The 13,562-nt window shown below is 70.7% G+C and carries 17 protein-coding genes; 9 read left to right on the forward strand and 8 right to left on the reverse strand.

What is annotated here, in order from left to right:
- The first annotated feature begins 23 nt into the window (after positions 1-23).
- Together GA0070608_RS07435 and GA0070608_RS07440 are read left to right on the forward strand one after the other, a co-directional pair.
- Complete coding sequence (locus GA0070608_RS07435; protein ID WP_091623943.1) at positions 24-515, forward strand: helix-turn-helix domain-containing protein; 492 nt, start codon at positions 24-26, stop codon at positions 513-515.
- Complete coding sequence (locus tag GA0070608_RS07440) at positions 494-1,099, forward strand: transposase (protein ID WP_245715730.1); 606 nt, start codon at positions 494-496, stop codon at positions 1,097-1,099. The genes GA0070608_RS07435 and GA0070608_RS07440 overlap by 22 nt, the downstream gene beginning before the upstream one ends.
- A gap of 512 nt (positions 1,100-1,611) precedes the next feature.
- On the opposite strand, the gene GA0070608_RS07445 is transcribed toward GA0070608_RS07440, so the two are convergent.
- Together GA0070608_RS07445 and GA0070608_RS07450 are read right to left on the reverse strand one after the other, a co-directional pair.
- Positions 1,612-1,860 carry a hypothetical protein gene (locus tag GA0070608_RS07445; RefSeq protein WP_091623947.1) on the reverse strand — a complete coding sequence of 83 codons (249 nt, stop codon included), beginning with the start codon at positions 1,858-1,860 and terminating at the stop codon, positions 1,612-1,614.
- A gap of 1,103 nt (positions 1,861-2,963) precedes the next feature.
- Positions 2,964-3,173: a winged helix-turn-helix domain-containing protein gene (locus tag GA0070608_RS07450; RefSeq protein WP_091623951.1), complete on the reverse strand. Its 210-nt coding sequence runs from the start codon at positions 3,171-3,173 to the stop codon at positions 2,964-2,966.
- A gap of 422 nt (positions 3,174-3,595) precedes the next feature.
- Between GA0070608_RS07450 and GA0070608_RS07455 the strand changes: the two genes are divergently transcribed.
- Positions 3,596-3,862, forward strand: coding sequence for a DivIVA domain-containing protein (locus tag GA0070608_RS07455; RefSeq protein WP_326564704.1), 267 nt, complete (start codon positions 3,596-3,598; stop codon positions 3,860-3,862).
- The gene (locus GA0070608_RS07460) at positions 3,859-4,128 is read left to right on the forward strand and encodes a hypothetical protein (protein WP_091623961.1); all 270 of its coding nucleotides are present in this window, start codon (positions 3,859-3,861) and stop codon (positions 4,126-4,128) included. Before GA0070608_RS07455 ends, GA0070608_RS07460 begins: the two co-directional genes overlap by 4 nt.
- Positions 4,129-4,131: 3 nt before the next feature.
- Here GA0070608_RS07460 and GA0070608_RS07465 read toward each other — a convergent pair whose 3' ends face one another.
- A complete protein-coding gene (locus tag GA0070608_RS07465) occupies positions 4,132-5,046 on the reverse strand; it encodes an RNA polymerase sigma-70 factor (protein ID WP_091623964.1) in 915 nt (304 codons plus the stop codon).
- 167 nt (positions 5,047-5,213) lie between these two features.
- On the opposite strand from GA0070608_RS07465, the gene GA0070608_RS07470 reads away from it, so the two are divergent.
- Entirely contained in the window at positions 5,214-5,699 is a 486-nt protein-coding gene (locus GA0070608_RS07470) for a carboxymuconolactone decarboxylase family protein (RefSeq protein WP_091623967.1), read from the forward strand.
- A 90-nt stretch (positions 5,700-5,789) separates the two neighbouring features.
- Here GA0070608_RS07470 and GA0070608_RS07475 read toward each other — a convergent pair whose 3' ends face one another.
- From GA0070608_RS07475 to GA0070608_RS07485, 3 genes are all read right to left on the reverse strand, one after another.
- Complete coding sequence (locus tag GA0070608_RS07475) at positions 5,790-6,749, reverse strand: zinc metalloprotease (protein ID WP_091623971.1); 960 nt, start codon at positions 6,747-6,749, stop codon at positions 5,790-5,792.
- Between the two features lie 237 nt (positions 6,750-6,986).
- Complete coding sequence (locus GA0070608_RS07480; protein WP_091623975.1) at positions 6,987-7,586, reverse strand: dihydrofolate reductase family protein; 600 nt, start codon at positions 7,584-7,586, stop codon at positions 6,987-6,989.
- The gene (locus GA0070608_RS07485) at positions 7,586-8,350 is read right to left on the reverse strand and encodes a TIGR03089 family protein (protein ID WP_091623979.1); all 765 of its coding nucleotides are present in this window, start codon (positions 8,348-8,350) and stop codon (positions 7,586-7,588) included. The genes GA0070608_RS07480 and GA0070608_RS07485 overlap by 1 nt, the downstream gene beginning before the upstream one ends.
- A 203-nt stretch (positions 8,351-8,553) precedes the next feature.
- Between GA0070608_RS07485 and GA0070608_RS07490 the strand changes: the two genes are divergently transcribed.
- Positions 8,554-9,714 (forward strand): hypothetical protein, encoded by a 1,161-nt coding sequence (locus GA0070608_RS07490; protein ID WP_176733661.1) that lies wholly within the window; start codon positions 8,554-8,556, stop codon positions 9,712-9,714.
- A gap of 34 nt (positions 9,715-9,748) precedes the next feature.
- On the opposite strand, the gene ligD (GA0070608_RS07495) is transcribed toward GA0070608_RS07490, so the two are convergent.
- Both ligD (GA0070608_RS07495) and ligD (GA0070608_RS07500) read right to left on the reverse strand, forming a co-directional pair.
- A complete protein-coding gene (gene ligD / locus GA0070608_RS07495) occupies positions 9,749-10,663 on the reverse strand; it encodes a non-homologous end-joining DNA ligase (RefSeq protein WP_091623986.1) in 915 nt (304 codons plus the stop codon).
- Positions 10,653-11,594: a non-homologous end-joining DNA ligase gene (gene ligD, locus GA0070608_RS07500; protein WP_091634551.1), complete on the reverse strand. Its 942-nt coding sequence runs from the start codon at positions 11,592-11,594 to the stop codon at positions 10,653-10,655. Before ligD (GA0070608_RS07500) ends, ligD (GA0070608_RS07495) begins: the two co-directional genes overlap by 11 nt.
- A gap of 86 nt (positions 11,595-11,680) precedes the next feature.
- On the opposite strand from ligD (GA0070608_RS07500), the gene ku reads away from it, so the two are divergent.
- The 3 genes from ku to trxA all read left to right on the forward strand — a co-directional run bounded on the left by ku (position 11,681) and on the right by trxA (position 13,500).
- Positions 11,681-12,697, forward strand: a complete 1,017-nt coding sequence (ku, locus tag GA0070608_RS07505) for a non-homologous end joining protein Ku (RefSeq protein ID WP_091623990.1) — start codon at positions 11,681-11,683, stop codon at positions 12,695-12,697.
- 93 nt (positions 12,698-12,790) lie between these two features.
- The gene (locus GA0070608_RS07510) at positions 12,791-13,183 is read left to right on the forward strand and encodes a MerR family transcriptional regulator (protein WP_091623994.1); all 393 of its coding nucleotides are present in this window, start codon (positions 12,791-12,793) and stop codon (positions 13,181-13,183) included.
- Complete coding sequence (trxA, locus tag GA0070608_RS07515) at positions 13,153-13,500, forward strand: thioredoxin (RefSeq protein WP_091623997.1); 348 nt, start codon at positions 13,153-13,155, stop codon at positions 13,498-13,500. Before GA0070608_RS07510 ends, trxA begins: the two co-directional genes overlap by 31 nt.
- Positions 13,501-13,562: the final 62 nt, after the last annotated feature.

Genomic DNA, 13,562 nt, shown 5'->3' on the forward strand with positions numbered 1-13,562 from the left:
TCGCGTTGGGGTAGATCGATGGGATGAGGTATCCCGATGGAGGTGGGTTGTCCGCGCGGGGGCGGGCGAAGCGTGAGGCGGTACGACGGCAGGCGGCCGGGTGGTTCGCCCAGGATGTGTCGGTGCCGGAGATCGCGCGCAGGCTGCGGGTGTCGCAGACCGCGGTGTACGGGTGGCGTAAACGGTGGCAGGTCGGTGGTGAGCAGGCCCTGGCCTCGAAAGGGCCGGGTGGGTCTCGGTGTCGCCTGGATGAGGGCCGGCTGCGGCGGCTGGCCGATGGCCTGGAGGAAGGGCCGGCGGCGCACGGGTTCGGTAGTGATCAGCGGTGGACCCTGGCGCGGGTGTCGGACTTGATCGCCCGGATGTTCCGTACCCGGTACACGCTGCGCGGGACGGCGAACATCATGTACCGGTTGGGTTGGTCGGTGCAGGTCCCCGCGCATCGTGCGGTCGAGCGTGACGAGGCCGCGATCGTCACCTGGCGGCGGGAGACGTGGCCGGCGGGAAAACGGTAGCGGCGCAGCGGCAGGCGTGGCTGGTCTTCGAGGACGAGGCTGGTCAGACGTTGCGCCCTCCGAAGGCCCGCACCTGGGGACGACGCGGGCACACCCCTGTGGTTCCGGTGGCGGGCAAGGGTTCCGGTCGGGTCTCGATCGCCGGGTTGACCTGTTACCGGCCCGGGAAGCGGTCCCGGCTGATCTACCGCACGATCACCCATCGCGGTCGCAAGAACGAGCGCCGTAGCTTCAGTGAACGCGACTACATCTGCCTGCTCGACGCCGCTCACCAGCAGCTCGGCGGCCCGATCGTGTGCGTCTGGGACAACCTGAACACCCACGTCTCCGCCGCCATGCGGCAGATGATCGACGCCCGGGACTGGCTGACCGTCATCCGGCTACCGGCCTACGCCCCGGACCTGAACCCGACAGAGGCAGTGTGGTCCCACCTCAAACGCAGCATCGGCAACCTCGCCGTGACCGGCGTCGACCACCTCCTCGCAATCGTCAAGAACCGACTCAAGAGCATCCAGTACCGCACCGACCTACTCGACAGCTTCCTCGCGCACACCGGACTGACCCTCAAACCCGACACAACCTGACCATTCAAGATCTGTAGCGCCGAAGAAGGGCACGGCCGGGCAGTCCGGCAAGGGCGCGAAAGGCGTCCTCAAGCAGGACCACGGCATCGCCGCCGCTTGATGCGGCGATCTCCCATCCCGGAACGACCTCCTCAGCCGGCAGCACGGCGACGTCCAGGCGTCTCTGATGCCCCGATCGGGGGCCTTCGATCAGCTTGGTCTGACCGTCCTGGTCGGGAGGACGATGTGTTCAGCCTGCTCGCCGCACCTGGAACCGCCCCGGCGGATGCAACTGGCGATCCGGTGGGATCGCGCCGTCCGACGGGTTGCTGTCGGCTGTGCTCCCGCAGCGCCTCCGGCCGGACATGCCCCCGCCGGGGGGAAAAAGTGACCTGACGTAGCGGCGAGTGTGATCAAGTGTCGTACCGCGTGGTCAGACGCATAGGTCGTGCCGTCGAGCATGATCGAGTCGGATCACGCGGTACGGCGTTCGCTGACGATCCGCTGACTTTCGGATGGCGTGCTGCGGGCGGTCAGCCGATCGGCCCACGAAGCGGCTGCCAGCCCCACCCGTCGAGCTTGGATAGCGCCGCCTCCCACGCAGCGACTGTCAACTCCCGGGCATGCTCATCACACAGCACCAACCGGACCGCGAGGTCCTTGACAGACAGTTCGAGCCTGATTCCTTTCCGGTACTGCTCTATCCCCTTCAGCGGGTCGCCCGTCCACGCCTGTCCACGGGTCGCCGGACGATCACAGTCATTCACCACGCAAGTCAGCATCAGAGGATGCTCTCTCGCCCGCGATCTCCGCGTGGGGCTGGCACGGCTGTGCGTGCACGCGCGGCTGTCCGGCGGCGTACGGCTCACCGCCCCCGGCCTCGGGTCGGGGGCGGCTTGCCGTGCCGCCGGCTCTTCGTGCGTCTGGACCCTGGTACCCGGTGGCAAGCCGCGAAGCGGCGCGGCAGCGGTCGCCCGACCTCGACGGTGGCCAGCCACCCTCGCGACCGTCACGGCCTGGCGGTGGCCGTGTACGACTGGCAGGATGTCGTCATGAACGCCGTTCGAAGGGGTTATGCCGCGTAGAAGACCGGCATCGCTTCGACTGCGGGAGCAGACCTGGCGACGACCGTGGGTGCGCTATCGCAGCACTCCCGGGCTGTCCGGAGCAACCAACGCGGCGATTCGGCAGCTTGAAGGCGCGCAACTGATGCCAGGGGGCGTGGCTGCGGCAATCAGCGTGTGGTCCGTGCACGTACGTGGGCTCCGACGTTCGTGGAAGCAGTGGGAGGCCGAGTTCACCTGCTCCTGCTGCGGTGCGGGCTGGGCTCGCGACATGCTCGAAGACGTCGTGACGATGCTCCCACCGCGCGCCGGGAGTGAGGTGCGCTCCCTCGTTGATGCCTTGGACGCCGTCCTGCTGCGCCGGAGCCTTCACGATCCCCAGACGTCGCCCGAACTACCGTGGTGGCACCGTCGATGCTGACCAGCCGAACGACCGGCCCGCCGTGCCGGCCGATGCCGGCCGAAGGCCGCCAGCAGGCCGAGCACGGCGGGCGGGCCGCGCTTGCGCGGGCCCTTGATCCTGTTGAGAGTGTTTCGGCAATGCCGGGACTAGACACAGGACTAGACACCACCGGTAATCCATCGGGTTTTGTCACGGGACATGCTTGACGGTTGGGCTCCCGCAGATGCCTGGCACGATCGCACGGCCAGCGGCATGAGTGAGCCTTACACGAGGAAGATCAGCAGTAACCGAGCCCGGCGTTGTTCTTGTTCAGCTCTCGGCAGCGCCGGCCAACTTGGGTCTTGATCTTCCAGATTGCAGCTTAGAGCCGCAATATGCCGACCAGACCGAAGACCAGCTCATGGCCGGCCAGCACGGGTCAAGGCCGGGTGGACTCCGCAACGAAGACGCCGCGACCCGGGCGGCCGACCAGGACACCCTGCTCCCGCAGCGTGGCAACCGCTCGCTGGATGGTCGAGTGGGAGACGTCGTAGGAGTCGGCGAGAGCCCGGCCTGACGGCAACTGACTGCCCGGCGGATAGGTCCCGTCCTTGATCTTGCTCCGCAGGTCGTCCAGCAACTCGTCCATCGTGGGCGGAATAGGCACAGTGAGGCCCCTTGTAGTCGGTTGGCCCACCCAGTATTGATCCACGCCCTTGAAGTAGGCAATGCATGAGCTGAAAGAGGTGATGGTGGTGACAGAGATGATGATGGTGATGGTTCAGTAAAAGAGTATGGCGCTGCACTTGACGTAGGTGAGGTCGCATCGGTAGCGTCACTGTCGGTGATGCGGTGCTGCTGCGGTCGGTTGGCGCCTCTCGTACTGGTCTCGCATCGCCGTCGAGACCCCCACTCCCGCGCTCCCCCGGCGCGGCCCTGTTGCCGTACCGCCGATCGAGGCTGCGGTGACAGGGCGGGTCTCCGTCGACCGCAACCGGCGGAGACCGCCCCTTCCACTACCGACGCGATCCCGACGAAGGGCGGTCACCCGTGCGCAACCTGATCCGTCGACTGACGGGCCGACACGAGCAACGACGCCCGGCGGACGTCGTCCGCCCACCACGAGGGCTACGGCCGTGGCAGATCCGCGACCGGTGCTTCAACGTCCGCCGGCGTGGCCTCGATCCCGTCGAGATCCGCGCCTTCCTGCACCAGGTGGCCGACGAACTGACCGTCGCGCAGACTGCCCTGGTCGCGGTGCAGGAGGAGAACGTACGCATCAAGAAGGCCCTGAGTGCGTGGCAGAGCGCCCAGCCGGCGAACCACCGCTACCGGTGACCGACCGTTGGGTGATCCACCTGCCGGTCACCGCGCCCGACCTGCTCCAGGCCCAAATCCTCGCCCGGGCCGCCGCCCGGGTGCTGGCCCGGCTCACCGCCCGAGTCGAGCCCGGCGGGGTTACCGTCTCGGCCGAGGACCAGCAGGGCGTACGCCACTGGGTCTTCTGCGACCGGCCCTTGCCCGACGGCGGCGTGCGGTGTGCGCTGCCGGTGGACCACACCTCGGCCTGCGCGCGGCGTCCGCCGGGGCTCAGGCGGCGCTGAGGCTCACCGGCTCAGGACGGTCTCCCGTTCCATGTGGGACAGCTTCTCGGGATTGCGTACGGCGTAGATCCCGGTGATGAGGCCGCCCTCGACGCGCACGGCCAGGACCGTGTCCATCTCGCCCTTGAGTTGGACGATCAGCGCCGGGTGGCCGTTGACCTGCGCCGGCCGCCACGACGTGCTGCCCGCGATCTTGCCCCACCCGCCGGCCAGCAGGCGGGCCACCTTGTCGGCTCCGATGATGGGCCGCGGGACTGCCTGCTTGACGCCGCCACCGTCGCCGAGGAGGACCACGTCCGGCGCAAGGATGTCGAGCAGGCTCTGCAGGTCGCCGGTCTCGATCGCCCGCCGGAACGCGTCGAGCGCGTACCGGGTCTCGGCCGCGGAGACGACCCGGCGGGGCCGGCGTGCCGCGACGTGTGCCCGTGCCCGGTGAGCGATCTGACGGACAGCGGCGGGGTTCTTGTCGACGGCTTCGGCGATCTCGTCGTAGCCGAGGTCGAACACCTCGCGCAACACGAACACCGCCCGTTCGGTCGGTGCCAGCGTCTCCAGCACCAGCAGCATCGCCATCGAGACGCTGTCGGCCAGCGCGATGTCCTCGGCGACGTCCGGAGCGGTGAGCAGCGGCTCGGGCAGCCAGGGACCCACGTAGGACTCTCTGCGGCGGCTGAGCGTACGCAGTCGGATGAGTGCCTGGCGGGTGGTGACGCGGACCAGGTAGGCGCGCCGGTCCCGGACCGCGCCCAGGTCGACGCCCGCCCACCGCAGCCAGGTCTCCTGTAGGACGTCCTCCGCGTCGGCGGCCGAGCCGAGCATCTCGTACGCGACGGTGAAGAGCAGGTTGCGGTGGGCGAGGAACGCCTCGGTGGCCGGGTCCGGGCGATCGTCGGCGGCGGTCTGCGGCGTGCCCACCATGGGTGACTCCTGTTCCCTCTCGACTGCGTCACCCATCAGATGCCGGCCCCGGCCGTTCTGTGACACCTCAGTCTGTGGCAGTCCTCACCCGGCCGCACCGTCACATGGCGCTGCTCGCCGGCATCTCGTGTTCGTCCGATCGAACACCAGGAGTTAAGGACGGAAGCATGGACGCCCGATTCAACATGTTCGACAACGAGATCGCCATGAAGTTCGCCAAGCGGTTCGCGAACGCCGGCATGGTGATTCAGCAGTCGCCGCTGCCCAAGGCCACGCAGGAGCTGGTGTCGCTGCGGGCCAGCCAGATCAACGGCTGCGGCTGGTGCATCGACATGCACACCAAGGAGGCCGTAACGGCCGGCGAGAGCGCGGTCCGGCTCAACCTGGTCGCCGCCTGGCGCGAGTCCACCGTCTTCACCGAGGCCGAACAGGCCGCGCTGGCGCTCGCCGAGGAGGGCACCCGGCTCGCCGACGCCCACCAGGGCGTGTCCGACGAGACCTGGGCCCAGGTGCGCAAGCACTACGACGACGACCAGATCGCCGCGCTGGTCGCCCTGGTCGCCCTGATCAACGCGGCCAATCGGCTCGCCGTGATCGTGCACCAGCGGGGCGGTTCCTACCAGCCGGGCATGTTCGCCGCCGCATTCGACTGAATCGAGATCCGGCCCCGGACCGGGATCAGCCGATCCGGGGCCGACGGTGGCGGCCGGTCAGCGACCGGCCGCCACCTGCACAGCACTGCGTCAGCCAGCACCGCCGGCCCGGAACGCCACCCAGGCGTCGCTCATCCGGTCCGCCTGGCCCGGGGTGAACATGTTCATGCAGGAGTCCTGCGTGTAGTCCATGAAGTTGTGGATCGGGTCCAGCCCGGGTGCGGTGCAGGTGTCCGCACCCACCGGGCAGTTGAACTGCGGTGCCGCCTCCCGAGGGGTGTCCGCGACGAAGTCGCCGGCCGCAGAGCACCCGTGCGCGAAGGTGTGCTCCAGCATCAGCCAGTGCCCGACCTCGTGCGTCAGCGTGTCACCGAGGGCGTACTTGCCCGCCGTGCCGCCCGGCATCGACTCGTCGAGCATCACCACGCCGTCGATGTAGTCCCGGCCGTTGTTGTAGCCCTTCGGGAAGTACGCCCAGCCAAGCAGCCCGCCGCCGATGTTGGCCGCGTACACGTTGAGGGTCTCGGAGTCGCCGGTGTACAGCGCCTTCTTCATGTCCCGCTCGTTCTTGCCCGGCACGACCGTGTACCAGGCGCTGTTCACCGTCCACGTCGTGTCGACCAGCGAGAACCGGAACGGCGTGTCGGAGGCGTTCGCGGCGGTGCTGCCCGCGAACGAGTCGTTGAGCACCTCCATCTGCGCCGCGATCAGGGTGTTCCACCTGGTCGTCTCGGCCGCGCTGAGCGGGTGGTCGGAGATCATGTGGAAGACCGTCGGCACGTTGACGCTGCCGTTGGCCAGGCGCGGGGCGTCCTTGATCACCCCGTAGGCCTTCGCCTCGTTCTTGGCGTACAGCTCCGGCTCCTGCGCGGTGGCGCCCTCGGCGAGCCGGGCCGCGCTGTGCTCGTCGGCGCCCGGCTCACACGCCGCGACACCCGGGGAGACGGTCACGGGCGCTGCCGATACCGCGCCGTAGGCGCCACCGGAGGCCAGGAACGTCGCGGCGGTGGCGGTGAGGACTGCAAGTCGGAAGATCGGTCTCCTGTGCATCGGTGCACCTTTCAGAGAATGGAGGCGGTGCGGAGTCGACGCGGGGTTGTCATGACCTGGTCGATGACGTCGTCTTCCCGGTATGAGAACACGTCGATGGCACCGGCAACAGACCTGCGAAAAGGGCTGGATTTCCCTGTAACGGCAGCGGGCCGGGGAGCGCTGTTTGGAGGCACTCGGGGCGTTCGGCGGGCCACGCCGAGCCTCCTCGAGGCTCAACTCGTCCTCTGCGGACGGCTACGGGCGACGGACCCGGTAATAGAGGTGGGTTACCCGGTCGCCCTCGACGACCGTCGGGTTCGACAGCTCGACGGGGGCGTCGCGGACGTGGTCGAAGAACGGCACGCCGTCGCCGAGCAGGACCGGCACCAGGTTGACCCGGATCTCGTCCAGCAGCCCGGCCGCCAGGCACTGGCGGGCGATGGTGCCCCCGTTGACCCCGACCCAGCGGTCACCGGCCAGCTCCCGGGCCTGCGCGACGGCCGCCTCGATGCCGTCGGTCACGAACGTGAACGGGGCGCCCGGCCGGGGCCAGCCGTCCGGCACCTGGTGGGTGACGATCACCACCGGCTTGTCCAGCGGGTGCCGGCCGTCCCAGCCGCCGATGAGGTCGAACAGCCGCCGGCCGACGACCAGGGCGCCGGTGTCGTCCAGGGTCTGCCGCAGGTGCCCGGCGCTCGCCGGGGAGGTGCGGAAGGTCATCTCCGGCTTGGTCGTCGGGATGGCGACGTCGCCGTTCTCGTACCACTGGAAGAGCTGGTCGAAGCCGGTCGCGCCCGGACCGGCGATGTAGCCGTCCAGCGACATGCTCGCCTCGGTGTAGATCCCGCCAGCCATCAGAGCACCCGGGTGACGTGCTCGGCGGCGACCCGGGCGTCCAGGGTCGCCGGATCGAGGTTGGCGCAGAGCACGACCGACGCGCCGACGGCCAGCGGCGCCAGCAGCCAGTACACCGGCTGTTCGTGTTCGGCGACGTCAACCAGCAGCCGGTCGCCGGCCCGCAGGTCGAGCCGCTCCGCCACGGCCAGCGCGACACTGCCCCACTCGCGGTAGCTCGTGCCGTCCGGGCTGGCCGCGTCGGTGCTGGTCAGCGGGGCGGACGCGGGCAGCGCGTCGGTGTGCCGGCCCACCTCGGCGAACCAGTCCAGGTAGCCCAGGGGCACCTCGCGTGGCGGGGCGGCGCCGAGCCCGAGCACGTAGCGGTGCCGTGCCTCCGGCACGTCCTCCAGCCAGTCGTCCAGCCGCTCCGCGCTGACGAAGACCGCGTCGAAGGGCCCGTCGGCGCCCGGCCCGAGTCGCGGCAGGCCGGCCGTCGCCCGAGGCTGGAACGACACCGCCACCCCCGCCGACCAGGCGCCCAGCAGCACGGCGGCGGTCTGCCAGTGCGCCGGGAGCAGCACCGCCGCCCGGTCTCCGACACCGAGCCCGCAGCCCTCGCGCAGCAGCCCGGCGGCCCGCGCCGCCCAGCTGCCCAGTTCCGTCGCGGTCAGGTCGACCCGCTCGCCGGTCGCGTCGTCGAGATAGGTGAGCAGGGGCCGGTCCACCTCCGCCGCCCGGCCACCGGTCAGCGGATCCCGGACGAGGGCATCAGTCAGGTTCATGTCGCACTCCTCGGCAGGCTGCGGCCACCCTACTCAACCGGCGACGGGCCGGCGGGAGACCGCCGCGCGGGTCCCCCGGCCGGCGCGGAACGCCGGTCGCCGGCTCCGCCCCCGACGCGTCGCCGCCGCACCGGGTCGGCCATTGACGGGCATTGCCACACTCGTGGCGCAACGGTCCGGCGAGGCTCAGAGAGGCTGCGGTCATGCAGACAGATCAACGAGTGCCCGGGGCCCGCCACGGCCGACTGCTGCGCGGCGCGGTGGCGCTGGCGATACTGCTCGCCGGAGTGGCGCTGGCCGGGCCGGCGCCTGCCGCGGCGGATCCGCTGCCCGGGATTGACCCGACGGTGACGGCCACCGTCTGGGCGTACTCCCCGACGACCACCGAATATCGCATCACCGACGGCTACAGCGCCCACTCCGGCGAGGGCGACGTCGTCGTGCGGCGGACCGGCACCGGGGCGTACACGGTGGTGCTGGAGGGGGCGGCGGCCACCGGCGGGGTGGCGCACGCGGTGGCGTACGGCGGCGGGCCGGTTTTCTGCACGGTGTCCAGCTGGTACCGCAGCCCCATCGGCCCGCCCGACCTGCTGATCCTGGTGCGCTGCTTCGCCGCGACCGGCAGCCCGGCGGACAGCCGGTTCGTCACCACCTTCACCAACGTCCGGCAGGTCAGCCAGGGCCGGCTGGCGTGGTTCGTCACCGACCAGGCACAGCCGACCGGCGTACGCACCCTGCCCGCCGCCTACCGGTACGACTCGACCGGCGGGGCGGTCTCCTACGAGCGCCTCGGCACCGGCCGGTACCGCTTCCTGATGAACCCGAACCCGGCCAGCGAGGACGGCCCGATCTTCCCGATGTCGCACGTGACCGCGCTCGGCAGCACCGCCGTGCACTGCCAGCTCGACCCGCCGGACGTGTGGGTGGTGCACTGCGCGAACGCCGCCGGCAACCCGGTCGACGCCCGCTTCGTCGTCACCTACGGCTCACGGGTGGACCTGCTGGGCCGGGCGTCGGGGCCGCGCTTCGCCAGCGGCGTGTTCCACGGCGAGAACGTCAGCGGCACCTGGATCGGCGGCGAGAGCTACAACTCGACGATCCCGGGCTTCGGCGGCGCGGCGGGCACCGTGATCGGCACCGGCCGCTACCAGGCGCGCTTCGCCGGCACGGGGACCGGCTACGGCACCGCCTTCGTGAACTCCTTCGTGACCAGTCTCCAGCGCCCGCCGCGCGGCTACTGCGTACTGGCCGGCTGGTTCCCGTCCGGGGCCGACACGGTCGTCTCGGTCAACTGCTACGCCTGGCTGGGCGTGCCGGCCAACCTGAACGCGCGGATCTCGTACACCACCTGGCCGGCCGCCTGACCGGCTGCCCGGCCGGTCTTGCCCGCCGGCCGGGTCACGGGGTGGGCAGTTCGGGGCCGCCATCGAGGAGCGGGGCGAGCAGGTCCCCTTGCTTCTCCACCCGCCTGAGCACCTCCCCCGCCGGGTACGGCTTCGATGCCGGCCGCCGGCCGGCCGCGCCCGCCTCGACCTCGTCCCAGGTCAGCGGGGTGGAGACGGCCGGCACGGACTGGGCCCGCAGCGAGTACGGCGACACGGTCGTCTTGGCCGCGTTGTTCTGGCTCCAGTCGATGAAGACCTTGCCGGGCCGCAGGTTCTTCGCCATCTTCGACACGATCAGCTTCGGGTTTGCCTGCTCCAACTCCTGCGCGATCCGCCTGGCGTAGTCGGACACGACATCGGCGGACTGGGTACCGGCGACCGGGCAGCAGAGCTGCATGCCCTTCTTCCCGGACGTCTTGGGATACGAGGAGATCCCGTCGTCGGCGAGCCGGTCGCGCATCAGCAGCGCCACCTGGCAGCACTGGCGCAGCGTTGCCGGCGGCCCGGGGTCGAGGTCGACGACCATCACGTCGGGGTGCTGGCCGATCTTCCACTGCGGCGTGTGCAGCTCCAGCGCGGCGAGGTTGGCCAGCCAGACCAGGGTGGGCAGGTCGTCGGCGACCACGTAGTCGATGGTCTCCCGGCCCTTGCTGGACCCGGGCGCGGGCAGCGTCTCGGTGCGTACCCAGCCGGGGGTGGCGGCCGGGGCGTTCTTCTCGAAGAACGAGCCGCCGGTGACCCCGTTGGGGAAGCGGATCCGGGTCAGCGGGCGGTCGGCCAGGTGCGGCAGGAGCACCGGGGCGATCCGGGTGTAGTAGTCGATCACCTCGCCCTTGGTGAACCCGGCGTCGGGATAGAGCACCTTGTCGAGGTTGGACAGATCCAGCGCACGTCCCTCGACGTCCACCCGGAACCGTTCAGCCGGCATCATCGACCTCCTCGGCGGGCTTGTCGGGCCGCAGCCGCAGCACCCGGGGGAACCGCAGTCGCCCGTCCGGGGTGCGCTGGCCGTACTTCACCTCCACCACGACCCGGGGGGTCACCCAGATCGCGCCTCGGGCATCCTCGCGCGGCACGCCGTCGGCGAACGGCGACGCGCCGGTCCGCAGCGGCTCCAGTTCGCGGAGCAGTTCCCGCTCGATGGCCGCGCCGATGCCACCGCCGACCCGCCCCCGATAAATGAGCCGCCCGTCCGGGCGTGGCACCCCGACCAGCAGGCCGCCGATCTTGCGCGCCCCGGGCCGCCAGCCGCCGACCACGAAGTCGCCGGTGACCTCCAGCTTGACCTTGACCCAGTCCGGCGAGCGCACGCCCGGCCGGTAGACCGAGCCGACCCGCTTGGCCATCACCCCCTCCAGGCCGTGCTCGCCGGCCGCCTCGTAGGTGGCCGGTCCGTCGCCGAAGACCGGCGGCACCGCCCACCGGGAGCCGCCGAGCGCCAGGCCGTCCAGGGTCTCCCGCCGGCGTTCGTACGACCGGCCGGTCAGGTCCTCGCCGTCGAGCCGGAGCAGGTCGAAGATCATGTACGTCACCGGGGAGACCGCCGCCAGCCGGGCGGCCTTGTTCCGGTCGCGTACGTGCATCCGCTCCGCCAGGGCGGTGAACGAGGGTTGGCCGGTCTCGCCGAGCAGCACCACCTCGCCGTCGAGCAGCGCGTCGCCCACCTGCTCGGGCAGGGTGGCCAGTTCGGGGTACGCGACGGTGATCTCCACGCCGCTGCGGGCGTACAGGTGCTGCCGGCCGCCGGTGATGTCGGCGAGCGCGCGGATGCCGTCCCACTTGAACTCGTACGCCCAGCCGGCACCCGCCGGGAGCTGCCCGGTCATCGCGAGCATCGGCTTGAGCGGCGCGCCGGGCACCTCCCGACTGTACTTGCGCACCGAAGCACTCGCGTGGCCTTCGATCTTTTGCGATCCTGGGCTGTACCGGCGAGAGGAGCACGGGGATGCGGGCCATCTGGAAGGGAGCCGTCTCGTTCGGGCTCGTCTCGATCGGGGTGAAGCTCTACTCGGCCACCGAGGAGAAGGACATCCGCTTCCACCAGGTGCACCGGGAGGACGGCGGGCGGATCCGCTACAAGCGCACCTGCCAGGTCTGCGGCGAAGAGGTCACCTACGACGACATCGCCAAGGGCTACGACATCGGCGGCGGCGAGATGGTGATCCTCACCGACGACGACTTCGCCGAGCTGCCGCTGTCCAGCTCGCGCGCGATCGACGTGCTGGAGTTCGTCCCGGCCGAGCAGGTCGACCCGATCCTCTACAACAAGGCGTATTTCCTGGAGCCGGAGGGCACCGCCACCAAGCCGTACGTGCTGCTGCGCGACGCGCTCACCGACTCCGAGCGGGTGGCGATCGTCAAGGTGGCGCTGCGCCAGCGGGAACAGCTCGCCACGCTGCGGGTCCGCGAGGGCGTGCTGCTGCTCAACACGATGCTCTGGCCGGACGAGATCCGTACCCCCGCCTTCGGCTTCCTCGACGAGGACCTGAAGGTCCGCCCGCCGGAGCTGGCGATGGCCAGCTCGCTGATCGACTCGATGGCCGGCGAGTTCGAGCCGGACGCCTTCACCGACGACTACCGGGCGGCGTTGCAGGAGGTCATCGACGCCAAGGTGGAGGGCCGCGAGGTGGTCCAGCCGGAGGAGGTCGAGGAGGCCCCGGCTGCGGCGGTGGACCTGATGGCGGCGCTGAAGGCGTCCGTCGAGCGGGCCAAGGCCGCGCGCGGCGAGGCCCCGGCCGGCGGCGGCGGGGAACCGACCCCGATCTCGTCGGCGCGCTCGGCCCAGAAGAAGGCCGCCGAGAAGAAGGCGGCGAAGGCGCCGGCCAGGAAGACCGCAGACAAGAAGGCCGCACCCAAGAAGACGGCCGCGAAGAAGGCAGCCCCGAAGAAGGCCGCCGAAGGCGAGAAGAAGCCCGCCGCCAAGAAGGCCGCCCCGAAGAAGGCAGCCCGCAAGACGGCCTGACCACCCGAACGAAGTGCCCGTCCCTACCACCGAGGTTGCCTTGACGCCGGTGGCAAGGTCTAGCGTCGGTCGGGTCGGACGAAGGGGGGCCGGATGCTGATCGGTGAGCTGGCGGAGCGCGCCGGCACGAGCACCCGGGCCCTGCGCTACTACGAGACGCACGGCCTGGTCCGGGCGGCCCGCTCGGCCAACGGATACCGGGTCTACGACGAGGCGGAGCTGCCCGTCGTACGCGAGATCCGGGCGCTGCTCGCGGTGGGCTTCGGCCTGGACGACATCCGCCCGTTCGTCGCCTGCCTGCGGGCCGGCAACGCCTCCGGTCACGTCTGCCCCGACTCGGTGGCCGTGCTGCGGCGGAAGCTGGCCGAGGTCGACGCCGGCATCGACCGGCTGCACGAGGTCCGCCGGGAGTTGCGCGACCAGCTCGCCCACGCCATCACCCACCGGGAGGAAACATGCTCGAGACTGCGCCGGACGGCTCACTGACCGTCGTCACCGACGACACCTTCGCCACCGTGGTGCTCGCCGCCGACCGTCCGGTGGTCGTCGACTTCTGGGCGGACTGGTGCCCGCCGTGCCGGGCCATCTCCCGCAGCCTCGCCGAGCTCGCCGAGGAGTTCACCGGACGGATGGTCGTCGCCACGATCGACACCGACGCCAACCCGGCGGCCACCCGCACCTACGGCGTGATGTCCCTGCCCACCCTCCTGGTCTTCCGCCACGGCAAGGTGGTCGGCTCGATCGTCGGGTCCCGCCCGAAGCACCATCTGCGCCAGTCCCTGGCACGGCACCTCGAGGGCTGAGCCGCCGAACGGTGCGGTGCGGTGTCGCCCGGCGAGATCCACCGCGGGTACGCTCCGCGCGC

Source organism: Micromonospora peucetia, assembly GCF_900091625.1.
GTDB lineage: Bacteria > Actinomycetota > Actinomycetes > Mycobacteriales > Micromonosporaceae > Micromonospora > Micromonospora peucetia.